Genomic DNA, 21,337 nt, shown 5'->3' with positions numbered 1-21,337 from the left:
ATCGTGAGCACCACATCTGTCAGCGTCGAAGCCGAAACAGTGGACCATCGCGATCCGGAGGTGCGGCTGCGCGGGCTGTTCGACGCCGGCACGCTCCGCCACGGCATGACCCGGGACACGTCCGGCGTGCTCTGGGCGCGCGGCGAGATCGACGGCACGCCGGTGATCGCGTTCGCCACCGACGCCACCAAGATGGGTGGCGCCATGGGCATCGACGGGTGCCGGCACATCGTGGACTCGATCGACACCGCGCTGCGGGAGCGGGTGCCGGTGCTCGGCCTCTGGCACTGCGGCGGCGCCCGGATCCCCGAGGGGGTCGTCGCGCTGGACGGCGTCGGTCTCGTCTTCGCCGCGATGGTGCGTGCCTCCGGCAAGGTGCCGCAGATCTCCGTGGTGCTCGGCCCCGCGGCCGGGGGCGCCGCGTACGGCCCGGCGCTTACCGACATCGTCATCATGTCGGGCGCCGGTCGGATCTTCGTGACCGGTCCCGAGGTGGTGCGCAGCGTCACCGGCGAGCAGGTCGACATGGAACGGCTCGGCGGTCCCGAGCCGCACGGCCGACGTTCCGGCGTGGTTCACGTGACCACCTCCGACGACGAGTCGGCCATGGCGGAGGCGCGCAAGCTGGCGTCCCTGCTCGGCCGGCAGGGCCGGTTCACCCCCGCCGACATCCCGGCCGACGCTGAGGACGGCCACGACCTCGCGGCCAAGATGCCGGCGGAGGCCAACCGGGCGTACGACGTGAAGCCGGTCGTGAAGGCGCTGCTCGATGAGCCGGGTGTGGAACTGCACGCCAAGTGGGCGCCGAACATCGTCACCACGCTGGGCCGGTTCGCCGGCCGCACGGTCGGGGTGATCGCGAACAATCCGCTGCGGCTCGGTGGCTGCCTGGACGCGGCCAGCGCCGAGAAGGCCGCCCGGTTCGTGCGGATGTGCGACTCGCTCGGCGTGCCGCTCGTCGTCCTGGTCGACGTCCCCGGTTACCTGCCCGGGCTGGGTCAGGAGTGGGACGGCGTGGTGCGCCGGGGGGCCAAACTGCTGCACGCGTTCGCCGAGGCCGTCGTGCCGCGGGTGACCCTGGTGACCCGCAAGGCGTACGGCGGGGCGTACATCGCGATGAACTCCCGCTCGCTCGGCGCCACCGCCGTGTTCGCCTGGCCGAACGCGGAGGTCGCCGTCATGGGCGCCCCCGCCGCGGTGAACGTCCTGCACCGCAAGAAGCTGGCCGCGGCACCGCACGAGGAGCGCGAGGCGCTGCGCGCCCAGCTCATCGAGGAGCAGACGCGGGTCGGCGGCGTCAACCGGGCCCTCGAGATCGGCGTGGTCGACGAGGTGCTCAAGCCGGCGGAGACCCGCCGCAGGCTCGCCGAGACCCTCGCGGCGGCCCCCGCCGCGCGCGGTGCGCACGGCAACATCCCTTTGTAGACCCGGGTACGTGCGGGGCCCCTTCTTGTCGCTTCTCGCGTCCAGGAAGGGGCCCTTCGGATACCCCAACTTCGCCGACGTTGAGTCGATCTTGGTTTCGTGGCCGCCGATGCGTCACCGGGTCGCCGTCAGGAAGTCCTGGCGGCGCACATCAGCCGTGGACGAAGATCGACGCCAGTCGGATCGGCCCGCCGGCTGCCGTGTCCTCCCACTCTGAGCACTCGACACCCGCGTCGCCTCGCAGCCGCGAGGTGTCGAATCACGGCTCCCGCATCCAGGTCGACGGATCGGTCACGTAGATGCCCTTGCCCTGCCGGCGCCGGATCACCCGCAGCGCCTCCAGCCGCGCATAGGCCATTTGTACGGTGCCATGACTCACGTCGTACTTCTCGCGCAGCTCGGCGATCGACGGCAGCTTGTCCCCCGACTTGAGTTTTCCCGCTCTGACATCGGCGATCACCTCATCGGCGATACGCCAATAGTCCGGCATATCTGGCATGGCACTCCTCGCGTGGCACCTCCGATTCGATCACAGAAACACGCCGCCCAACAACTAGCGTTGACTGTTCTGACTCTTCTACCCGGCCGGCGAACCGCACCGGCTGACCCCGTACGAGATCCGGACCCGGTGGTTCGAGCCGCGGCGGCGTGGCCTCGACGCTGACCAGGTACGCGCGTTCCAACGCCTGGTCGCCGACGAGGTGGCCGACCTGCGGCACGCGCTGAACCTGCTCGCGGCCGAGAACGACCGGCTCCGTCGGGCGCTGCGCGACCGGGCAGGCGACGGACATCGTGGACGCCACAACGACGGTCGTCGGTAGCCGTCCGCGGCTCACCCGACCGTCCCGGCGAAGTACCCGACCGCGGCCACGGCCAACACCAGGAACGCAGCCGGGAAGGCGATGTTGTGGAACACCCGGGCCCGGATGTGGGCGCCGACCGCCCCGACGAAGAACAGCACCAGCCCGATCGCGGCGGCGAGACCGATGAGTGGCAGCCCGAGGAGTCCGAGCGTCAGGCCGGCGACGCCTGCTCCCTCGACGACCGCGAGGTACGGAATCCACCTCGGGGCGAGTCCGACCTCGGCCGAATTGCGCATCACGAACGGCGCGCGGACCGCTTTGGCGACCACCTCGGCGGCGTTGGCGAGGGCGCAGACCACCGTCACGGCGAGCAGCAGGGCTTCGTACACCACGGTCACCTGGTGTACCGCGCCAGCACGGTGACCGGCTGGGGCGGGACCGGCGTCCCCGCCCACTCCGCGACCCTGGCCCGGAACTCGACCGCCTCCCGGATGCCGAGCAGCGGGTTGGCACCGGCGAGCCGCAGGGTCAGCAGGAACTCCGCCCCGTCACCCACCCGGGCCGCGGTGTACTCGACGCCGGTCGGCGCCGCCTCGGCGACCGCGGCGAACAGCTTCCCGATGGCGTCTTCCACCTCCGGGATACGCTCGGCGTCGGTGCTGAATCGGACGATCTGTAGGCTCATGGTTGTCTCCAGCAGGCGTGTTCGTCGAGTCGTTGACCCATCTCGCCCTCCCGACGTCGAGCACGCGTGAAAGGTGACCCCGCCCGTGGAACTCGTCGAACAATTCGAGGCGGCCCGCCCACGGCTGATGTCCCTGGCCTTTCGCATCGTGGGTTCGCGCCACGATGCCGAGGACGCGGTCCAGACGGCTTGGGTGCGGGCGCAGACGACCGACCTGACCGAGGTCGCCAATGCCGACGCCTGGTTCACCACCGTGACGGCTCGGCTGTGCCTAGACCAGATCCGAAGCCGCCGGCGACGTGGCGAAATTCCGCTGGACATCGAGGACGTCCCCGACGGCCGGCTCAGCGCTGACGAGGCGTTCCTCCATCGCGAGGAGGTGTCCAGGGCGCTGCTCGTGCTCCTGCGCGAGCTGTCGCCCAGGCAACGGGTGGCGTACGTCCTGCACGACCTGTTTCGCGTCCCGTTCGACGAGGTCGCCGCCGTCTTGGACACGAACCCCGGCTCGGCGAAGAAGCTCGCCAGCCGGGCCCGCGGTCGATTGCGCGGTGCCCAGGAGGTCTCCGACGGGAATGCCGAGCATTTCGAGATCGTCGAGGCGTTTCTGGCGGCGGCGCGGGGCGGTGACATCGCGCGACTCGTCACGCTGATGGCGCCCGACGCCGTCCGCACCGCCGATCCCCGGCTGCTTCCCACCGACGCGCCAACCACGGTCCAGGGTGCCGCCGCGGTCGCGGCCGAAACGACGCGCTTCGTCGACCGGATCGCCGCCGCTGTCCCGGTGTTCGTCGACGGCCAGCCCGGAGCGGTCATCGCCCCCGGCGGGCATCCCGCCGCGCTGGTCCGCTTCACCATCGACGCTGGCCTGGTCGCCGGCGTCGACATCACGCCGTACGTCCGCGGCGTGTTGACGCTGCCGCATTGACGAGACAGCCGGCGCGGACCCTTGCTCAGCCGCGGTTGCGCGGGTGCTGGCGGGCCGTCCGTTCGTTGCCCCGCCGGTAGTTGCCGGTCCATCGGGCCATGACGGGCTGCGGGTCGGCGTCCACCTCGGCGAGGAACTCGGCCGCCCGGCCGCCGCGCAGCACGGTCGCCGTCCGGCCGTGATGGGTGATCAGCACCGAGCCGTCACCCCGGACCTGGTACGCGAAACCGCTGGCCTGTCCCATCCGTACAGGGTGCGGGTTGGAGGCGTGCGGCGCGAGGGAGTATGGCAACGATCATGGGCCGAGCGAGCCACGCGGGCCCGCAAGCCGTCAGCCGCAGGAGGTGGCGGGCAGGCCGGGCACCGGGACCGGGGAACGGCCCGTCGGCTTGGCCTTTCCGGCCAGCACGTCGGCGAGCCCGGCCATCGACGCCGGGCTCGACGAGTATGTCGCCAGCAGCCGCTTCGACCGCGCCTCCGCCAGCACGTACGGCGTGTCCATGGCGACGGTGACGGTCGCGTCCGCCCGCAGGTCCGCGCTTCCGTCGCCGTACCCGACGAGGTGCACCACCGTCCCGCCGCGCTCCACGACGCGTACCCCGGCGGCGCGCAGCGCGTCGACGAGCAGCTTGCGGGTCGCCTCGCGGCCGTTCGAGGCGCTCACTGACACCGGGCCGGATACGGGTCCGCAGGCCCCGCGGAACTGGGTCACGGCCGCCGTGGCCAGCGCTCGCGCGGCCTGTTGGTGTTCACCGCTGCCCAGCGTGGCGATGTCCGGGGCGGTCCGGTCCGCGCGGCTCAAGGCGAGGGTGAGCACCCGGGTCGCGGCCTCCACCAGCCGGGCCCGGGGCAACGTCCCGTCCTTGACGGCGGTCACGATTCCGCCGTGCGCGGCACCGATGTCGGGCGGCATGAGGATGAGGTCGTTGCCGGCGTTGAGGGCACGGACAGCCGCCTCTCCCGGCGGGTACTTCTTCGCGGGCGCCATGTTCATCCCGTCAGTGACCAGCACACCCTTGAAGCCGAGCTGGCCGCGCAGCACGTCGGTCAGCAACTTGCGGGAGAACGTGCCGGCGGTGCCCGGGTCGACCGCGCGGACGTCCAGGTGGGCCGACATCACCAGGTCGGCGCCCGCGGCGATGCCCGCGGCGAACGGCGCCAGGTCGGTGCGGTCCAGCTCGGCCCGGTCCTGTTCGAGCCGGGGCAGGTCCTCATGCGAGTCGCCCCCGGTGTTGCCGTGCCCCGGGAAGTGTTTGAGGGTGGCGGAGACTCCGGCACCCTGGAGGCCACGGACGGCGGCGGCCACCTGGTCGGCGGCCACCTTGGGATCAGCCCCATACGACCGGGAGCCGATCACGGAGCTGCGGGCGCGCAGCACGTCGGCGTCGGGGGCGAAGTCGACGTTGATGCCGAGCGCGGCCAGCTCCCGACCGGCCACGGACCAGGCCTTCTCGGTACGGGCGGGATCGGCCGCGGCACCGGCCGCCATGGCACTGGGCAGCATGGTCACGCCGTCCCGGATCCGGGTCACCACGCCGTACTCCTGGTCGGTGCCGATCAACAGCGGCGCCGCGCCACCGGGCAGCTTTTCGCGGGCCACCTGGAGCCCGGCGGTCAGCTCGCGCACCTGCTTCGGGTCGTCGACGTTCGTGGTGGCCTGGTTGGCCTTGGTCGGGTCGTCCGCCGAGAAGCCGACCAGGATGAGTCCGCCCAGCCGGTACTTGGCGATCATCTCGGCGGGGGTGGCCACCCCGGCGAGCTTGCGGTTGCCGGCCGCGGAGCCCGCCGACACGTCGGTGGCCGAGCTGCCGTAGGCGTACGGCATCAGCACCTGGCCGGCAAGGTCGGCGTCGTCGAGGCTGGCGATCAGCTCGGCGGCCCGGTTGGCCGGACCGGCGGGAGCCGGGGAGGTCGAGCCGCCAGGCGAGCCGGATGAGGGCGTCGGGCGGGGTGGCTCGGGCGAATCCCCGCAGCCGGCCACCACCAGCATGGCCAGGGCGGTGAGGGCGGCGCCGGTCTTCCGCTGAGTACCTCTAAGCAGCACGCGACCTATCCCAGCAGGCCGCACCGGATCGGGGCAACTTGACCTTTCCGCCCAGGGGCTCCCCACCGGCCCCACGGCCCTACCGACACCAACCCCCACGGCCTGCCGACACCGACCCACGGGCTGCCGGCGCCGGCCCGAGGCGCGCGGCGTGGGGCGTGGGGCGTGGGGCGGCGCCCTTTCGACGCCGGGACGACGTCCGGTCAGCCGACCTGGGTGAGGAGCGTCACCGGGGCGCCGTCACCGGCGTACCGGTACGGCTCCAGCTCCGCGTCCCAGGCCGAGCCGAGCGCCTTGTCCAGCGCGTGCGCCAGTGCCTCCGGGGCACGCGCGGCCGCCATGATCGCCCGCAGCCGGTCCTCGCCGAGTTGGATGTCCCCGGCCGCTCCCATGGGCGCCCGATGCAGACCTCGTCCGGGTACGTACATGAATCGCTCGCCGTCCACCCCCGGGCTGGGCTCCTCGGTGACCTCGAAACGGATCATCGGCCATTGTCGGAGGGCAGCGGCCAACTCGGCCCCGGTGCCGGGCCGGCCGGACCAGCCGCACTCGGCCCGACGCGCGGCCGCGTCGACCGGCTGTGGCGTCCACTGCAGGTTGACCGGCGCGGTGAGGACGCGCGCGATCGCCCACTCGACGTGTGGGCACACGGCGAGCGGGGTCGAGTGGACGTATACGACGCCACGTGTTGGCACGATGACCTCCCGGTGAGCGAGGTGCGTCTTCCCCTACGACCTCGACCACTGGTGGGCCTGCAACACATGATGACGGTGGGAACAGTGGTGCGCCAGCGATTCGTAAAACTCGTACCGCAGTCGTACCCCACGAGGGGCCCGGCCGGCACCCCCGGACGGCCCGGAATAGCCGGGCCGGGGGCCGGGTTGCGTCTGCCAGTCGGTCACCATGCCGGACCGACGGAGGGGTCGTGTAAAATTTCCCCGGCGGCCTGTGCCGCCGCACATCCCCTCAGGCTTCCGTCCTCCCGTACGTCTGCAAGGAGTACCCCGTGGCGAGCAACACCTCCAAGACCGCGCGCGCGTCCGTCCGCGCCGGCCAGGCCGGCCAGGGTGGCGCCCTGAGCGTGCTCGGTGAGTTCAAGTACCTGATCCCGCTCAACGGCGGCAAGCACGTCTACGTGCGTAACCTCACCAATGGCAAGACCAACCACCTGCGCACCGACTCCGAGGCCTTCGTCGAGGAGATCCGGGTGCTGGCCACCGCCGGTCACGCCGCCAAGATCCGTGCCGAGATCAACGGCCTCGCCGCGGCGCACCCGTCCGACGGCTGGGACCGCACCGAGAAGCGGCTGGTCGACGCGGGGGTATTCGAGGCCTGAGTCGGGTCCTCGGAGACCAGAACCAAACCTTCGAGGGCCTGAGCCGACCGGGCCCGACGGTCACGAGTTCCCCGCCCCGGCGCGACGATCGCGCCGGGGCGGCGCCGTGTCACCCGTCCCGGGCGTCTCCCGCATCGGCGTCGCCACCCGGATCGGCACAGCCCCCCGCATCGGCGTCGTCCAGCAGGTCCACCCGGCCACTGTCCAGGTCGTACACCGCCCCGACGAGCCGCACCTGTCCGGCCGACAACGGACCCGCCAGCGACTCGATCCCGGCGATCACCGCCATCGTCCGGGTGATGTGCCGGCGCAGGGCCGACGGTACGACGTCGGGCCGGTCCACTCCGACCTCCCGGACCGCCGGGGTGATCTGGTCCACCAGGTAACCCAACGGCCCGTCCGGGCGTTCCCCGGTGCGCAGGGCCGCGACGGTGGCGGCCACCGCGCCACACCGCTCGTGGCCGAGCACCATCACCAGCGGCACCCGCAGGGCGGTGACCGCGAACTCGATGGAGCCGAGCACGGCCCGGTCCAGCACGTGACCGCCAGAGCGGACCACGCACATCGATCCGAAGGTCTGGTCGAAGATCGCTTCGAGCGGCACACGCGAGTCCAGGCAGCCCACCACGACGGCGTACGGCTGCTGGTCACCAGAGGCGGCCGCGGCGGCCGTGACGTTGTGGCCGTGGACCGGCTGGGCGCTGATGAACCGGCGGTTACCACTCAGCAGTTCCGCCAGCGCCACCTCGGGTGTCCGGTTTCCGGGCGGCGGCAGTGGGGCACGCGGGTCGATACTGGACGGAACAGGCTCCGGGGCGGCCGGCGTGGAGCCGCTGAGCTGCGACGACATCTGCACAGCTTGGCGTCCTACCGGCCAGTCGCAAAGTGGGTTGCGAATCTTCTCACGTCACGGTTCGCCGCCCGACCGGAACGGGTAGAGACACCCGACCTGGCCGGGTTGGGGAGGTGGCCATGTCTGACGAGGTTCCGGTGCGGACGCCGGACGGTGTGGTGCCGGTGCGGCTGCCGGACGGGGTACGACTGCACGTGGAGGTCACCGGCCCGGACGACGCCCCGGTCACGGTGGTCCTGCTGCACGGCTGGACCCTGGACCGGCGCATCTGGCACCGCCAGACGACCGCCCTCGCCGCGGCGCTGGGTGACGCGGTCCGGGTGGTGAGCTACGACGCCCGGGGGCACGGCCGGTCCGGCTGCACCCCGCTGTGCGCCGCCACTCTCGCACAGCTCGGCGACGACCTGTCCGAGGTGCTCGATCGGGTGGCGCCCACCGGGTCGGTGGTGCTGGCCGGCCATTCCCTCGGTGGGATGACCGTCATGGAGTACGCCCACCGGCACCCCGGATCGTTCGCCGCGCGGGTTGCCGGGCTGGCCTTCGTCGGCACGACCGCGGAGGGTCACACGCACACGGCGTACGGCCTGTCGCCGCGGATCGCCCGGTTGATCCGGCTCGCCGAGACGGCCGGTGCGGGCGTACTGGCCCGGTGTGGCACCTGGGGACCGCCACGGCCGTTGCTCCGCGCGCTGCGGCCCACCCTGCGCTGGTTGCTCTTCGGTGACCGGTGCGAGCCGGCCGACATCCGCCTGACCACGTCGGCGGTGGCGCGCGCCTCGCTGCGCTCGATCGGCGGTTTCCGGGCCTCGGTGGGCTCCCAGCGGCGGCTGGAGACGCTGGCCCGGCTACCCGACCTGCCGGTCGCGGTGATGGTGGGCGACCGGGACCGGCTCACCCCGCCGCCGTGCGCCGAGTCGATCGCCACGGCCCTGCCCGCGACCGAGTTGACGGTGTGCGCGGGCGCCGGCCACATGTTGATGATGGAACGTCCGGCCGAGGTCAACGCCGCCCTGATCGGTGTGGTGCGGCGGGTGCTGTCGGCCGGGTCGCGCCGCGATCGGGTGACCCGGGCGACGAAGCGCGCGCGGGCTGGAGCCGGCAAGCGCGCCGGGGCCGACGAGCGGGCCGGGGCCGACGAGCGGGCCGGGGCTCCGCGACCGCGCCGCGCCGTGCGCCGGGCCGGGACCACCACCGGATCGCGGGCGGCCGACCGCGTATCGTGACTCGACCACGTGTTCTCGCCGATCGGTGACGCGATCGGGTGACATGTCGGTGCCCTGGCCCGGCCGTCGACCCGCCGCCGGTCCCCGGCCGCCGCCACCCGGCCGTGGGACCTGGCTGCCGGTCCCGGCTGTGCTCGGGCCCACCGTTCATCTCCGGCAGGAGTCCGCAGTTGACCGACCACACCGTTCTCCAGCAGGAGATCGCAGCCGAGCAGCGCCACCTGGACCGGGTGTACGCCCGGCTGGACCAGCTGCGTCAGTCGGCGGCGCTGGCCGAGAAGGAGGGGTACCGGCTGGCCCGGGTTGGCAACTTCGGCGCGCTGGTGGAGCGGGACGCGATGGTCTTCCACGCCGCCCGGCGTCGACACGTGTTGGACGCCGAGCACGAGGGACTGGTGTTCGGCCGGTTGGACCTGCGGGACCGCTCGGTGCTGCACGTGGGCCGGCTCGGGGTGCGCGGGGAAGGCTCCGAGCCGCTGGTGGTGGACTGGCGGGCCCCTGCCGCGGCGGCGTTCTACCAGGCCACGGCGACGGATCCGCGCGGCGTGGTGCGCCGGCGGATGATCTCCTCGTCCGGCGAACGGGTCACCCGGATCGAGGACGACCTGCTCGACCCGGACGCCGCTCCCGAGGGTATGCGGGTGATCGGCGACGGGGCGCTGCTGGCCACCCTCGCCAGGACGACCGGCCGCGGCATGCGGGACATCGTCGCCACCATCCAGCGGGAGCAGGACGAGGCGATCCGCTCCCCCGCCTCCGGGGTGACCGTGGTGTCCGGCGGCCCGGGGACCGGCAAGACCGCGGTGGCCCTGCACCGGGCGGCGTACCTGCTCTATTCCGATCGGGCCCGGTTCGCCGGCGGCGGGGTGCTGGTGGTCGGGCCGTCCGGGGTGTTCGTGAACTACATCTCCTCGGTGCTGCCGTCGCTCGGCGAGGAGACGGCCACCCTGCACTCGCTGGGTTCGCTGGTCGCCGGGTTGACCGCGACCCGGACGGATTCCGCCGCCGTGGCGACCGTCAAGGGATCGCTGCGGATGCGCCGGGTGCTCGAACGGGCGGTGCGGGACGCCGTTCCGGACGGGCCCGCCGAGCTGCGGCTGCTCTACCGCGGGCAGTTGCTCCGGTTGCGCCGCGACGAACTCGACGCGATCCGGGAGCGGGCGTTGCCTCGCGGAGCCCGCCGCAACGAGGTGCGCCGGGCCGGCATCGACGGCCTTTTCGACGCGCTCTGGGCCCAGGCCCGCGCGCTGCGGATCGGTGGGCTGCCCGGACAGGCCGAGTTCGAGGACGAACTCGCCGAGCGCGCCGAGTTCCGTGACTTCCTGCGGGCGTGGTGGCCCCGATTGCACCCGCGACACGTGTTGGCCTGGTTGGCCCGGCCGGTGCGGCTACGGTCGTACGCCGGGGGGATCCTGTCCCGGGCGGAGATCGACATGGTGGCCGGGTCCTACCGGTCACTTGCCGACGAGGGTCCGACGATCGCCGACGTCGCGCTGCTGGACGAGTTGGACGAGTTGCTGGGACGGCCGCCACAGCCGGCTCGCCGACGGCGGGACGCGTTCCGGGTGGCCGGCGGGGTACGCGAGGTCAGCACGTACGCGGATCGGCAGCGGGCGGCCCGCGCCGAGGCGGTCCGACGCCCGGAGGACTACCGCGAATACGCCCATGTGGTGGTCGACGAGTCGCAGGACGTGTCGCCGATGCAGTGGCGGATGTTGGGCCGGCGGGGTCGGCTCGCGTCGTGGACCGTGGTCGGTGATCCGGCGCAGACGGCCTGGACCGGCGACCCGGAGGAGCTTGCCCGGGCCCGGGACAAGGCGTTGGGTCGCCGACGCCGGCACGAGTACGTGCTGTCCACCAACTACCGCAACTCGGCGGAGATCTTCGCCGTGGCGGCCCGGGTGATCCGGGAGCTGGACCCGACGCTGGTCCTGCCGACGGCGGTCCGGTCCACCGGCGTCGAGCCGGTGGCGCTCTCCGTGCCGGCCGCCGACCTGCCGGCGACGACCGTCGCGGCGGTCCGTGCGCTGCTCGACGAGGTGGCCGGCACGGTGGGTGTGATCACCCCCGGTCCGCGGCGGGCCGAGGTCACCGAATGGCTGCGTGAGCTCTCCGGTCCGCGCCTGCAGGTGGTCGACGCGTTGCAGGCAAAGGGCATGGAGTACGACGGGGTGGTGTTAATCGCGCCGGGGGAGATCCGGGCCGACTCGTCCGCCGGGGTACGCACGCTGTACGTGGCCCTGTCCCGGGCCACCCAGCGGCTGACCACGATCGACTACGCGTAGGGCGGGTCTCCGACCGGGGAGGTCCGTCCTTCCGTCGACCAAAATATTGCATGTATTGCAATGTGAGCATACATTGGTCCGGGAGGGACCGTCGGACGGAGGGTAGGGGCGTGGGAGCGGGTCATGACCACGGCGGGCAGGTGCTGCGCGTCGCGGAGCGGCACCGGGGCCGGCTGTGGATGGCCCTGATCCTGCTCACCACCCTCATGATCGTGGAGGCGGTGGCGGCGTTCGCCACCGGCTCACTCGCCCTGCTCTCCGACGCCGGTCACATGTTCACCGACGTGCTGGGCATCGGCATGGCCCTCGCCGCGATCACCGCCACCCGCCGGGCCAGCGCCGATCCGCAGCGCACCTTCGGTCTCTACCGACTGGAGGTGCTGGCCGCCCTGGCCAACGCCGTCCTGCTCTCCGGTGTCGCGATCTACGTGCTCGTGGAGGCGGTCCGCCGGTTCGGGGATCCACCCGAGGTCGTGGTCGGACCGATGCTCGTGGTGGCGGTGCTCGGCCTGGGCGCCAACCTCGTCGCGTTCGGGCTGCTGCGCGCCGGCGCACGGGAAAGCATAAACATGCGGGGCGCGTACCTGGAGGTGGTCGGCGACCTGCTGGGCTCGGTGGGCGTCATCGTCGCCGCCGGCGTGATCGCCTTGACCGACTGGTGGTGGGCCGACCCCCTGGTGGCCGTCGGGATCGGCCTGTTCATCCTGCCGCGCACCTGGCGGCTGGGGCGGGCGGCGATCCGGATCCTGGTCCAGGCGGCGCCGGAGCACCTCGACGTTCCCGCCGTTCAGGCGCGACTGTGCGCCCTCCCCGACGTGACCGACGTCCACGACCTGCACGTGTGGACGCTCACCTCGGGCATGGAGGTCGCCTCCGCGCACCTGACCGTGCGCGCCGGGGCCGAGGTCGGCGCGGTGCTCTCCGCCGCGCGCCGGGCGCTGCATGACGAGTTCGACATCGACCACGCCACTTTGCAGGTGGAGCCGGACTCCCGACCCGGGGCCTGTGGACCCACCGGCTGGTAGGTCGTAGGGCCCACGTCCGCACCGCACCCCGCCACGGAGATGAGATCGATTCATTACTCTCCGTTCACGTATCGCTTTAATGGGGCCTTAAATTTCGCCGGATCAGCCGGACTAATTGGACATTTAGCCAGACCCGCCGCACCTCCCCGCCACCATTCCCCGTCACCGCCCGTAAACTCGGCGGCGGTCTCCACCCGGAGGTGCCTTCCGGCGCCGGTGGTGGCCGCCGCTTAATCGCCTCGCGCGAGCCGGGGAACCACGTTCCTGGGGTGCATCCGCGTCAGCGGTAGGGATCTTCCGTCCCGAACCCGTCAGCTAACCCGGTCGGCGGCTGACGGAAGGATGGTTCATGGCACCTGCTCGACATTTCGTCGCGCGACTGACGCCCCCCGAGCGCGGCTCCCGAGTACGCGCCGTGCTGGCACTGATCGCCGCGGGACTCGCACTCGCCGTCGCCACGCCGGTAGCAGCGGCCGCGGCACCACCCCCGGTCGCCGGACTGCAGGCCGCGCCCGGCACCGATGACGAGGGCGGCACCGACGCTCTCCGCAAACAACTCGACGAGGCGTCCCGGGGGTTCCTCGACGCGAAAGCCAAGCTCGACGCCTCGACCAAACGCCAGCAGGAGCTGGCCAGCCGGTTGGGCACCATCGAAACCGAGTTGACCACCCGGAGCCAGACGGTCGGTGAGTTGGCCGACACCGCGTACCGCACCGGTCGGCTCGGCCCGGTGACCGCCCTGTTGAACTCCGACGGTCCGGACGGACTGATGGACCGGGCCGCCCGGCTCGAAGCGGTGGCGGCCAACGAGGACCGGCAGCTGCGCGCGTTGGTCGAGTCCCGCAACGCCGAGACCGAGGCGAAGGCCGCGGTCGACCGGGAGATCGCCGAGCAACGCGCCCAGCTCACCGTGATGACCAAGCGCAAACAGCAGGCCGAACGAGCCCTGGCCGTCGCCGGCAGCTCAGCCCGGTCCACCGGCGGCAGCGGCGGTACGTCGTCCGCCTCGGCGAAGCCGGCGCCGCGCAACTCCGACGGTTCGTGGCCGAGCGAGTCGTGCAGCGTCAACGACCCGACGACCTCGGGCTGCATCACCCCACGCACGTTGCACGCCATGAACCAGGCCAAGGCCGCCGGGTTCACCCGGTTCGTCTCCTGCTTCCGCAGCGGCGGATCGGGCGAGCACCCGAAGGGTCGGGCGTGCGACTTCGCCGCCCAGAAGGGCGGTTTCGGCGGCGTGGCCACTGGCGGCGACCGCACCTACGGCAACAACCTGGCGGCGTACTTCGTGAAGAACGCCAACCGGCTCGGCGTGCTGTACGTCATCTGGTTCAAGGAGATCTGGTTGCCGAGCAGCGGCTGGAAGTCCTACAGCGGCGCGGGCGGCGACCCGTCCAGCGACCACACCAACCACGTCCACCTGTCGATGAACTGACCCGCGACGGACCACCTCGGCCGGTCGGCGCACCGCGCCGGCCGCCCCGTCGCACGCCCTCCCCACGCGTATGCCCCTGACGCGTATGCCCCTGTCGATCTAGGGCAGATGGTCGCGTTTTGATCTCCAATCACAACCATCTGCCCTAGATCGACGGGGCCACCGGCGGGGGGCGAGGGCTACTGGGTGCGGGACAGGGCGGTGAGGAGCGTCCGGACACCGGGTCCGGGGTCGAAATCGGGTTCCGGGAACGAGAGTTGGTGCATGATCACCCCGTCCAGGTAGTCGAGCAGTAACCGGGCGTGGGTCTCCGGCTGCGCCGAACCGGCCCGGCGCAGCCACGGCACGGCCCACCGGAGGACGTCCGCCCTGCCGCGCAGCATGTGCGACTGCAACTCCGGGCGGACCGCCGCCTCCAGCGCGAGCGCGTACCGGGCGAGCGTGCGGTCTCGCGCCGGCCCGACCGCACCCCGCACCACCTCGATCAGCGCCTGGGCCAGCTCTGTCGGGTCCCCTGGTGACACCTCGCCGGCGAACCGCTCCCAGTCGGCCTGGTCCAGCGCGCCCAGTCGCTCGATGACCGCCCGCAGCAGGGCGTCCCGGGTGCGTACGTGGTTGGAGGTCGTCCCGGACGGCACGCCGGCCTCGGCATCCACCGCCCGGTGGGTGAGCTGGCGCAGGCCGTCTCGACCGAGCACCCGGATGGCGGCCTCGATCACCTGCTCCCGCCGCGATGACATGGCAGTCACCCTACAACAGCCATAGTGCCAACACTACATCTGTAGTATGGTGGGTCCCATGACGCGGACGGTAGGGATCATCGGCGCCGGCATCGGCGGGCTGGCAATGGCGATCACCATGCATCGGGCCGGATGGAAGGTCCGGGTCTACGAGCGGTCGGTCGAGCCGGAGCTGATCGGCACCGCGCTCGGCATCTGGCCGGAGGCCCTGCGCGCGCTGGACACGATCGACCTGGGTGACGTGGTCCGCACGCAGGGCGCCGAACAGAAGGCCGGCGTGTTCCTGCGACCCGACGGCAGCCGGATCGGCACCATCGACGTACCCAAGGTCACCCGGCGCACCGGCGACACGGTCCGATTGATCTCCCGGGCCGGCCTGCTGGACCTGCTGACCCGAGCCATGCCCGCAGACATCGTGCGGTACGGCGTCACGGCGGACGTGACGGACCTGCGGAAGCGGTACGACGTGGTGGTCGCTGCGGACGGCATCAACAGCCGGACCCGCACCACCCTGTTCGGCGCCGAAGCCGGGCTGCGGTACGTCGGTATGACGGCCTGGCGGGGCACCGTCGAAGGCAGCACCAACACGGTGAGCGAGACGTGGGGGGCCGGCCGCAAGTTCGGCATCACCCCCCGGGAGAGCGGCCGGACCAACTGGTACGCCACCGCGATCGCTCCGGCCGGTGGCCGGCGCCCCGGTGCCGAACTCGACGAGATCCGGGCCCGGTTCGGTGGTTGGCACGACGGAGTGCGACAGGTCCTGGCCGGCATCCGGGAGGAGGAGGTCCTCCGGCACGACGTCTACGACCTGGCTCGGCCGTTGCCCAGCTTCGTGGCCGGCACCGTCGCCCTCATCGGTGATGCCGCCCACGCGATGGCCCCGGACATCGGGCGCGGCGCGTGCGAGGCGCTTATCGACGCGGCGGTGCTGGGCGAGTGTCTCGTCGAGGCGCCGTCGGTGGCGGACGGGCTGGCCACGTACGACCGGAGACGTCGGCCGAGCACGCAACGGCTCACCCGCGCCGCCCGGGTGCTCAACCGGATGGCGCGGGTCCGCCGACTCGTCCCGGCCCGCGACTTGGCGATCCGGACGGCCCTGTTGGTCTCCTGACGTCAGCTTGTCGGCATACGCCCGCCTGACCGGGGAAAGGAACCGGCGCATGGACGAGCATGCGATGGTCTTCGCCCCCACCCCCCAGTTGACGATCACCGTCGACCAACCCGCCGACGACGTGGAGATCCACCTGCATCCGGGCGGGCAGGGGGTCTGGCAGGCGCGCATGATCATGAGGCTCGGTGTACCGGTGGTGCTGTGCGCCACGGCGGGCGGCGAGATCGGCCAGGTCCTCGAACCGCTGCTGGCCAGCGAGGGGGTCGACCTCGCGATGATCCGGCGGGACACCGCCAGCGGCGGGTACGTGCACGACCGGCGGGACGGGAAGCGCCTGGAGATCGCCGACGTGCCGGGCGCGCCGCTGGGCCGGCACGACCTGGACGAGCTGTACAACCTCGCCCTCGCCAAGGGACTGCGCGCACCGGTGAGCGTGCTCAGTGGCACGGGGAAGGCGCCCCTGGTACCGGCCGACATGTACCGCCGACTCGCGGCCGACCTGGGCGGTAATGGCAGCCAGGTGGTGGCCGACCTGTCCGGGCCGTTTCTGTCGGCCGTCCTGGACAGTGGGGAGCTGACGTTCTTGAAGGTCAGCCACGAGGAGTTGCAGGGTGACGGTCTGATCCACGACGACAGCGCCGAGGAACTGACCCGGGCCATGCGGGAAATGGCCGGCCGGGGTGCCAGGACGGTCGTGGTGAGCCGGGCCGGGGAGCCGGCGCTCGCCCTGATCGAGGACGAGGTGCTGGAGGTCCGGATGCCCAAGCTGGAAGCGGCCGACCCGCGCGGCGCGGGCGACTCGATGACGGCCGGGGTGGCCGCCGTGCTGGCCAAGGGCGGCGACATCCGTACGGCCGTCCGCACCGGTGCCGCCGCCGGTGCCCTGAACGTCACCCGGCACGGCCTCGGCACGGGCCGCACCGACGCCCTGGAGGGCCTGCTCGACCGGGTGGAACTGGTCCCGCTGACCGAGCGGGACCAGGGCCGGAGGACCGCCGACGAACTCGCGGAGCGGCACCGGTGAGCGCGGAAGCCGGACGGCGTACCCGGGTGTTGATCACCAACGACGACGGGGTGACCGCGCCGGGCATCCGGTGGCTCGCCCGGGCGGCAGTCGAGCGTGGCCTGGACGTGGTGCTCGCGGCACCGCATCGGGAGGCCAGCGGCACCAGCGCCGCGATGACCGCCGTGGAGCGGGACGGGCAGGTGGTCGTCGAGGAACATCAGTTCGACGACCTGCCCGGCGTCACCGGATACGGGGTGGCCGGCTCGCCCGGGTTCATCACGCTTATCGCCCTGCACGGGGCGTTCGGCCCGCCACCCGAGTTGGTGCTCTCCGGCATCAACCGGGGCGCCAACGCCGGCCGGGCGGTGCTGCACTCCGGGACGGTGGGTGCGGCGTGCACCGCCGCCGCCAACGGTTGCTCCGCCGTGGCGGTCTCGCTCGACGTGCTGTCCGCCGGGGAGGCGACCGCGGCCAGCGGCGGGGCCGCCGTGGCCGCCGCGAACAAGGTGCACGACCACGCCCGGCACTGGTCGACCGCCGCGCGGGTGGCGCTGGATCTGCTGCCCCGGCTCATCGCGGCCCCCGCCGGGTCGGTGCTCAACGTGAACACACCCGACGTGCCGTACGAGCGGCTGCGTGGCCTGCGACGAGGCTCGCTTGCCGACTTCGGTCAGGTGCAGATGACCGTGGCCGAGGCTGGCAGCGGCTTCGTCCGGACGTCGTTGGAGGAGACCGGCGCCGAGATCGAGCCCGGCACCGACGTGGCCTGGCTCAATCAGGGGTACGCCTCGGTAACCGCGATTCGTGCGATCACCGAGGTGACCGAGGTGGACCTCACCGACCTGGACTGACTGTGCGTGGCGTCCGCAGCGAGGCGGCGTCCCGGCCCGTCGGGACTGTGGCTCAGGAGGCGCTGCCGGCCCCCGCGAAGTAGGGCTCCGGCGCGCCGAACAAACCGAGCAGACCGGTCACCCACAGCTGCCGGTGCACGAACCGGCTGGGCTCGGTCACGACCAGCTTGACGCCGCTGACCTCGGCCATCTGGAAGCCCGCGACCATGGCGCTGATGCCGACCGAGTCGATGAAGCTGACCCGACGCATGTTCAGCTCGATTCGGGTCGGCCGGCCTTTGGCAAGGACGCCGGCGATGCCCTCGCGTACCTCGAACGCCGTGTCGACGTCGATCTCACCGTCGGGACAGATCTCCACGATCCCACCGGGCAGGATCGACGTGCTGATCAACAGGCTCACGCGAGCACCTCCACTCGCCCTCAGAACGGGCGCCTCTAGTACGCGGGCCGCGACCGAGCGTATTCCTCCGACGCCCGGGTCGCTACCCCCCGGCCGAGCAATCTATTCGGCGCACAGCAGATTGCCAGCATATTTTCGGACAACCCACCAGAAAACACGCGTGCGGCCGAGATCGTTCCTCGCCTGCCCGCAGCATGCCACCCTAGCCGCTCGCCGCCACCGTCCGTGCGGAGTACGACCGGCCGGCACGATCTGCGGCGGCACCCCGGCGCCGGGAGGCGGTGAGCCACTCGATCCTCCGCAGGCGATCCGGGAACCCGGTGTCGCGCCACATCCTCCCGATCGGCTCCCGGGACAGAACAACTGGAATCGTACTGTTACCCTTACCCAGCGTCACAGCAGGGCGTGGCCCGGCGGTGATCACGAGTTTGCGGCCGACCGTGTCGGGGCACGTCGTTTGGAGCAGCCGCAACCACGCCGTGACACCCTGTCCGATGTGGTCAGCGACGTTCGGCAGCCGAGGAGGAACACCGATGTTCGGAAGCAACCTGCTGGACCGCCGGGGCAGGACCGAGCGGATCGCCGACCAGGCCTGGGAATACCTGGTCTCGGCGGTCAACGCCGCCGGCGACACCGTCAAGGACACCGCCAAGGACACCGCCCGCTCAGCCCGGTCCGCGACCGGTGACCTGACCGACGAGGCGCGTGGTCGGATCGGAGCCGTCGCGGACGAGGCGTGGCACCGGGCGAGCCTGGCCTTCGACGCGCTCGCCGGTCGTCGGCCCGCCCTACCCTGGACCTACGTCATCGGCGCCGGTCTCGTCGGTGCGGTCATCGGTTGGGCCGCCGGCACGGCGCTCCGCTCGGCGATGGACCGCGACAACGCCGCCCTTGGTTCGAGCGACCAGGTGGAGTTCGTCGACGTCGACCGGCCCGGCTCCCCCGCGACACCACTGGACAACTGACGGATCTCCAACACCGGCACCCGGTACCCGGAAGGATCGGGCGGAGCGATCAGAACTGCCTCGCCGGACCGCTGGACGTCCGGCCGCCCCCCGGTGATGGCCCCACCGTCCCGGACGGCACCTCGCTGGGCGAACCCGAGGCGTCCGGCGCCTCGGGTTCGTCGTCCGGATCGGTCGGGCCGTCGGACGACTGGACCGGTGACGAGGGTTCGTCCGATGGTGACGGGTTGTTCGGTGATGACGGGTTGTTCGATGGCGACGGGTTGTTCGACGTCGGTCCCGGGCTCCTCGATGGCGCGCCGGGCGACTCGACCGGGCCTCCGGTGACGGCCGCGGCCGGAGCGCCGGGATGTGCGGACGGGCCCGCCCCGGAGCCGCCGTGGACGGCACCGGACGGACGCGATGTCACGGCCGGTTCGGACGCGGCGCCCGGGACGGTGGTCCGGGGCTCCTCCGGCACTCCGGTGACCGCCACCGACGGCAGCGGCGGCGGCGGGTCCACCCGGAAGAGTTGCGCGCCGAGCCAGATAGCCGGTCCCAGCCCGACCGCCACGATCCCGCCGAAGATGCCCGCCGCCTGCCGGTCCATCCGCCACCTCCGCCGCCGACAAGCCGGTGACCCGCCGATGGACCGGACCCATCGGCTCGCCGGTCGCTGCCGATAATCGGTAACCCGCAGGCGACCGGCTACCCGCCGATCGACAGTCGCTACCCCACGCGACAATCATCTCACCGTGCGTCCGTTCTCCCCCATTGCCGAGACGGACATCCGACCTGGCCCGCCTTGCGCTCACCCGAATCGGGTGGCGCCGCTTCACCAGACGGGCCGGCACGATCGACGCGGGCCGGCGGGCGGGCCGGCGGAAGAGGGAGGTATCCGGCGATGGCGACCACGATCCCCCGTACCGACCAGGACATCCAGCGGGACGTCCTGGACGAGTTGGACTGGGAGCCCCGACTGCGTCCGCACGAGGTCGGGGTGACCGTCACCGAGGGCGTGGTCACGCTGACCGGATGGGTGGACAGCTACGCGAAGAAGTGGGCGGCCGAGCGGGCGGCACACCGCTTGCCCCGGGTCCGGGCCGTGGCCAACGACATCGAGGTACGGCTTCCGACCTCGGCCACCCGCACCGACGGTGATCTCGCGGTCGCCGCCACCCGGGCGCTGGAGTGGGACGCCTTCGTACCGGTGGGCGACGTCGAGGTGACCGTGTCGAACGGCTGGGTGACGCTGCGCGGCGAGGTGGAATGGGAGTACCAGCGTCGTGCCGCCGAGCAGGCGGTGGGGCGGCTCACAAGTGTCCAGGGCGTCAGCAACGGCATCGTGGTCCGACCCCGTACCCGATCCTCGCCGGACGAGCTACGGCACCGCATCCTCAGCGCTCTGGTCCGTACCGTGGAGGCGGACGCCGAGCGGATCGGCATCGAGGTCCGGGAGGGCACGGTCGTCCTGCGCGGTGCCGTCCGGTCCCGCCTCGAACGCGAGGAAGCGGAACGAGTTGCCTGGTCCGCGCCGGGGGTGGCGACGGTGGACAACCATCTCACCGTCCGGCGTTGAGCGAGACGACGACCACCCCACGGGGGTGATCCCGGCTCACCCACACAGCGGCGAGCCTGTCTCCATGACCCATGGGAGCCACGATCCGGTGGTGCCGAGCGGACGGACGACGACATGCGTACGACGCTTCAGGTGACCTCCGACCGGCTGCGGGACCCGGTCACCGCCGAGGACCACGTCCGCGGTCCGGTGGACGCCCCGGTCACCATTGTGGAGTACGCCGACTTCCAGTGCCCCTACTGCGGCGAGGCCTACCCGAACCTGCGGGAGGTGCTGCGGCAACGGGCGGACACGGTGCGCCTGGTGTTCCGGCACTTCCCGGTCGCCAACGTGCATCCGTACGCCGAGATGGCGGCCGAGACGGCCGAGGCGGCCGGCGCGCGTGGACATTTCTGGGCGATCCACGACTGGCTCTTCGACCACCAAGAACAACTCGATCCGGTGCATATGTCACTCGGCGTGCAACAGGCCGGTGTGGACGCCGACGAGGTATCCGCGGAGGTCAACGCGCATCGGCGGCTGGACCGGGTCCGGCGGGATTTCGTCGGCGGCATCCGCAGCGGCGTGCACGGCGCCCCGACCTTCTTCGTCAACGGGGTCCGGCACGAGGCCGGCCACGCACTGCCCGACCTGCTCGCCGCGGTGGACCGGGCGGCCGGTGAGTGAG

General features: G+C 72.0%; 22 protein-coding genes, 1 pseudogene and 1 riboswitch. Of the genes and pseudogenes, 13 read left to right on the top strand and 10 right to left on the bottom strand.

Annotation, left to right across the window (positions count from 1 at the left end):
- Positions 1-3 precede the first annotated feature (3 nt).
- The gene (locus tag ACFQUZ_RS07135) at positions 4-1,425 is read left to right on the top strand and encodes an acyl-CoA carboxylase subunit beta (RefSeq protein WP_377439152.1); all 1,422 of its coding nucleotides are present in this window, start codon (positions 4-6) and stop codon (positions 1,423-1,425) included.
- 259 nt (positions 1,426-1,684) lie between these two features.
- Here ACFQUZ_RS07135 and ACFQUZ_RS07130 read toward each other — a convergent pair whose 3' ends face one another.
- From ACFQUZ_RS07130 to ACFQUZ_RS07120, 3 genes are all read right to left on the bottom strand, one after another.
- On the bottom strand, positions 1,685-1,924 hold the full coding sequence (locus ACFQUZ_RS07130) for a winged helix-turn-helix domain-containing protein (RefSeq protein ID WP_377439150.1): 240 nt from the start codon (positions 1,922-1,924) through the stop codon (positions 1,685-1,687).
- Between the two features lie 333 nt (positions 1,925-2,257).
- The gene (locus tag ACFQUZ_RS07125; RefSeq protein ID WP_377439147.1) at positions 2,258-2,626 is read right to left on the bottom strand and encodes a DoxX family protein; all 369 of its coding nucleotides are present in this window, start codon (positions 2,624-2,626) and stop codon (positions 2,258-2,260) included.
- Positions 2,623-2,913: a hypothetical protein gene (locus ACFQUZ_RS07120; protein ID WP_377439146.1), complete on the bottom strand. Its 291-nt coding sequence runs from the start codon at positions 2,911-2,913 to the stop codon at positions 2,623-2,625. Before ACFQUZ_RS07120 ends, ACFQUZ_RS07125 begins: the two co-directional genes overlap by 4 nt.
- Positions 2,914-2,998: 85 nt before the next feature.
- Between ACFQUZ_RS07120 and ACFQUZ_RS07115 the strand changes: the two genes are divergently transcribed.
- Complete coding sequence (locus ACFQUZ_RS07115; protein WP_377439143.1) at positions 2,999-3,838, top strand: sigma-70 family RNA polymerase sigma factor; 840 nt, start codon at positions 2,999-3,001, stop codon at positions 3,836-3,838.
- Positions 3,839-3,863: 25 nt separating this feature from the next.
- Here ACFQUZ_RS07115 and ACFQUZ_RS07110 read toward each other — a convergent pair whose 3' ends face one another.
- From ACFQUZ_RS07110 to ACFQUZ_RS07100, 3 genes are all read right to left on the bottom strand, one after another.
- Positions 3,864-4,082 carry a hypothetical protein gene (locus ACFQUZ_RS07110; protein WP_377439141.1) on the bottom strand — a complete coding sequence of 73 codons (219 nt, stop codon included), beginning with the start codon at positions 4,080-4,082 and terminating at the stop codon, positions 3,864-3,866.
- 87 nt (positions 4,083-4,169) lie between these two features.
- On the bottom strand, positions 4,170-5,828 hold the full coding sequence (locus ACFQUZ_RS07105; protein WP_377439430.1) for a glycoside hydrolase family 3 N-terminal domain-containing protein: 1,659 nt from the start codon (positions 5,826-5,828) through the stop codon (positions 4,170-4,172).
- A 257-nt stretch (positions 5,829-6,085) separates the two neighbouring features.
- Positions 6,086-6,577 carry a DUF3145 domain-containing protein gene (locus ACFQUZ_RS07100; protein WP_377439140.1) on the bottom strand — a complete coding sequence of 164 codons (492 nt, stop codon included), beginning with the start codon at positions 6,575-6,577 and terminating at the stop codon, positions 6,086-6,088.
- 311 nt (positions 6,578-6,888) lie between these two features.
- Here ACFQUZ_RS07100 and ACFQUZ_RS07095 point away from each other — a divergent pair, with 311 nt between their 5' ends.
- On the top strand, positions 6,889-7,218 hold the full coding sequence (locus tag ACFQUZ_RS07095; RefSeq protein WP_377439138.1) for a hypothetical protein: 330 nt from the start codon (positions 6,889-6,891) through the stop codon (positions 7,216-7,218).
- A 109-nt stretch (positions 7,219-7,327) separates the two neighbouring features.
- Here the strand turns inward: ACFQUZ_RS07095 and ACFQUZ_RS07090 are convergent, their stop codons facing one another.
- The gene (locus tag ACFQUZ_RS07090) at positions 7,328-8,068 is read right to left on the bottom strand and encodes a carbonic anhydrase (RefSeq protein ID WP_377439135.1); all 741 of its coding nucleotides are present in this window, start codon (positions 8,066-8,068) and stop codon (positions 7,328-7,330) included.
- Positions 8,069-8,190: 122 nt separating this feature from the next.
- Between ACFQUZ_RS07090 and ACFQUZ_RS07085 the strand changes: the two are divergent.
- From ACFQUZ_RS07085 to ACFQUZ_RS07070, 4 genes and pseudogenes are all read left to right on the top strand, one after another.
- Positions 8,191-9,114 (top strand): annotated as a pseudogene (locus ACFQUZ_RS07085) (alpha/beta fold hydrolase); the annotation flags it as partial.
- 350 nt (positions 9,115-9,464) lie between these two features.
- Positions 9,465-11,579 carry a HelD family protein gene (locus ACFQUZ_RS07080; protein ID WP_377439132.1) on the top strand — a complete coding sequence of 705 codons (2,115 nt, stop codon included), beginning with the start codon at positions 9,465-9,467 and terminating at the stop codon, positions 11,577-11,579.
- Positions 11,580-11,689: 110 nt separating this feature from the next.
- On the top strand, positions 11,690-12,604 hold the full coding sequence (locus ACFQUZ_RS07075) for a cation diffusion facilitator family transporter (protein WP_377439129.1): 915 nt from the start codon (positions 11,690-11,692) through the stop codon (positions 12,602-12,604).
- A 217-nt stretch (positions 12,605-12,821) separates the two neighbouring features.
- Positions 12,822-12,950, top strand: a riboswitch (cyclic di-AMP (ydaO/yuaA leader).
- Positions 12,951-12,953: 3 nt separating this feature from the next.
- Positions 12,954-14,039: a coiled-coil domain-containing protein gene (locus ACFQUZ_RS07070; protein ID WP_377439126.1), complete on the top strand. Its 1,086-nt coding sequence runs from the start codon at positions 12,954-12,956 to the stop codon at positions 14,037-14,039.
- 179 nt (positions 14,040-14,218) lie between these two features.
- Here ACFQUZ_RS07070 and ACFQUZ_RS07065 read toward each other — a convergent pair whose 3' ends face one another.
- Positions 14,219-14,779, bottom strand: coding sequence for a TetR/AcrR family transcriptional regulator (locus tag ACFQUZ_RS07065; protein ID WP_377439124.1), 561 nt, complete (start codon positions 14,777-14,779; stop codon positions 14,219-14,221).
- A 58-nt stretch (positions 14,780-14,837) separates the two neighbouring features.
- On the opposite strand from ACFQUZ_RS07065, the gene ACFQUZ_RS07060 reads away from it, so the two are divergent.
- The 3 genes from ACFQUZ_RS07060 to surE are packed head-to-tail and all read left to right on the top strand — an operon-like array spanning position 14,838 to position 17,747.
- A complete protein-coding gene (locus ACFQUZ_RS07060; protein ID WP_377439121.1) occupies positions 14,838-15,890 on the top strand; it encodes an FAD-dependent monooxygenase in 1,053 nt (350 codons plus the stop codon).
- A gap of 49 nt (positions 15,891-15,939) precedes the next feature.
- Complete coding sequence (locus tag ACFQUZ_RS07055; RefSeq protein WP_377439118.1) at positions 15,940-16,914, top strand: 1-phosphofructokinase family hexose kinase; 975 nt, start codon at positions 15,940-15,942, stop codon at positions 16,912-16,914.
- Positions 16,911-17,747: a 5'/3'-nucleotidase SurE gene (gene surE, locus ACFQUZ_RS07050; RefSeq protein WP_377439115.1), complete on the top strand. Its 837-nt coding sequence runs from the start codon at positions 16,911-16,913 to the stop codon at positions 17,745-17,747. The genes ACFQUZ_RS07055 and surE overlap by 4 nt, the downstream gene beginning before the upstream one ends.
- 52 nt (positions 17,748-17,799) lie before the next feature.
- Here surE and ACFQUZ_RS07045 read toward each other — a convergent pair whose 3' ends face one another.
- Positions 17,800-18,147, bottom strand: a complete 348-nt coding sequence (locus tag ACFQUZ_RS07045) for an STAS domain-containing protein (RefSeq protein WP_377439113.1) — start codon at positions 18,145-18,147, stop codon at positions 17,800-17,802.
- A 533-nt stretch (positions 18,148-18,680) separates the two neighbouring features.
- On the opposite strand from ACFQUZ_RS07045, the gene ACFQUZ_RS07040 reads away from it, so the two are divergent.
- Entirely contained in the window at positions 18,681-19,112 is a 432-nt protein-coding gene (locus tag ACFQUZ_RS07040; RefSeq protein WP_377439110.1) for a hypothetical protein, read from the top strand.
- A 49-nt stretch (positions 19,113-19,161) separates the two neighbouring features.
- Here ACFQUZ_RS07040 and ACFQUZ_RS07035 read toward each other — a convergent pair whose 3' ends face one another.
- Positions 19,162-19,701, bottom strand: coding sequence for a hypothetical protein (locus tag ACFQUZ_RS07035; protein ID WP_377439107.1), 540 nt, complete (start codon positions 19,699-19,701; stop codon positions 19,162-19,164).
- Positions 19,702-19,995: 294 nt separating this feature from the next.
- On the opposite strand from ACFQUZ_RS07035, the gene ACFQUZ_RS07030 reads away from it, so the two are divergent.
- Together ACFQUZ_RS07030 and ACFQUZ_RS07025 are read left to right on the top strand one after the other, a co-directional pair.
- Positions 19,996-20,670: a BON domain-containing protein gene (locus ACFQUZ_RS07030; RefSeq protein WP_377439104.1), complete on the top strand. Its 675-nt coding sequence runs from the start codon at positions 19,996-19,998 to the stop codon at positions 20,668-20,670.
- Positions 20,671-20,784: 114 nt separating this feature from the next.
- Positions 20,785-21,336 carry a DsbA family protein gene (locus ACFQUZ_RS07025; RefSeq protein WP_377439101.1) on the top strand — a complete coding sequence of 184 codons (552 nt, stop codon included), beginning with the start codon at positions 20,785-20,787 and terminating at the stop codon, positions 21,334-21,336.
- The last annotated feature ends 1 nt before the right edge of the window (position 21,337 follow it).

The organism is Plantactinospora sp. GCM10030261, from assembly GCF_042666615.1.
GTDB lineage: Bacteria > Actinomycetota > Actinomycetes > Mycobacteriales > Micromonosporaceae > KBS50.
This window is presented reverse-complemented; position numbering and strand designations above follow the sequence as displayed.

Coding starts and splice junctions, on each gene's coding strand:
- ACFQUZ_RS07130 (WP_377439150.1), bottom strand. CDS start 1,924: ATGCCAGATATGCCGGACTATTGGCGTATCGCCGATGAGGTGATCGCC.
- ACFQUZ_RS07120 (WP_377439146.1), bottom strand. CDS start 2,913: ATGAGCCTACAGATCGTCCGATTCAGCACCGACGCCGAGCGTATCCCG.
- ACFQUZ_RS07110 (WP_377439141.1), bottom strand. CDS start 4,082: ATGGGACAGGCCAGCGGTTTCGCGTACCAGGTCCGGGGTGACGGCTCG.
- ACFQUZ_RS07105 (WP_377439430.1), bottom strand. CDS start 5,828: ATGCTGGTGGTGGCCGGCTGCGGGGATTCGCCCGAGCCACCCCGCCCG.
- ACFQUZ_RS07090 (WP_377439135.1), bottom strand. CDS start 8,068: ATGTCGTCGCAGCTCAGCGGCTCCACGCCGGCCGCCCCGGAGCCTGTT.
- ACFQUZ_RS07070 (WP_377439126.1), top strand. CDS start 12,954: ATGGCACCTGCTCGACATTTCGTCGCGCGACTGACGCCCCCCGAGCGC.
- ACFQUZ_RS07065 (WP_377439124.1), bottom strand. CDS start 14,779: ATGTCATCGCGGCGGGAGCAGGTGATCGAGGCCGCCATCCGGGTGCTC.
- ACFQUZ_RS07060 (WP_377439121.1), top strand. CDS start 14,838: ATGACGCGGACGGTAGGGATCATCGGCGCCGGCATCGGCGGGCTGGCA.
- ACFQUZ_RS07055 (WP_377439118.1), top strand. CDS start 15,940: ATGGACGAGCATGCGATGGTCTTCGCCCCCACCCCCCAGTTGACGATC.
- ACFQUZ_RS07040 (WP_377439110.1), top strand. CDS start 18,681: ATGTTCGGAAGCAACCTGCTGGACCGCCGGGGCAGGACCGAGCGGATC.
- ACFQUZ_RS07035 (WP_377439107.1), bottom strand. CDS start 19,701: ATGGACCGGCAGGCGGCGGGCATCTTCGGCGGGATCGTGGCGGTCGGG.
- ACFQUZ_RS07030 (WP_377439104.1), top strand. CDS start 19,996: ATGGCGACCACGATCCCCCGTACCGACCAGGACATCCAGCGGGACGTC.
- ACFQUZ_RS07025 (WP_377439101.1), top strand. CDS start 20,785: ATGCGTACGACGCTTCAGGTGACCTCCGACCGGCTGCGGGACCCGGTC.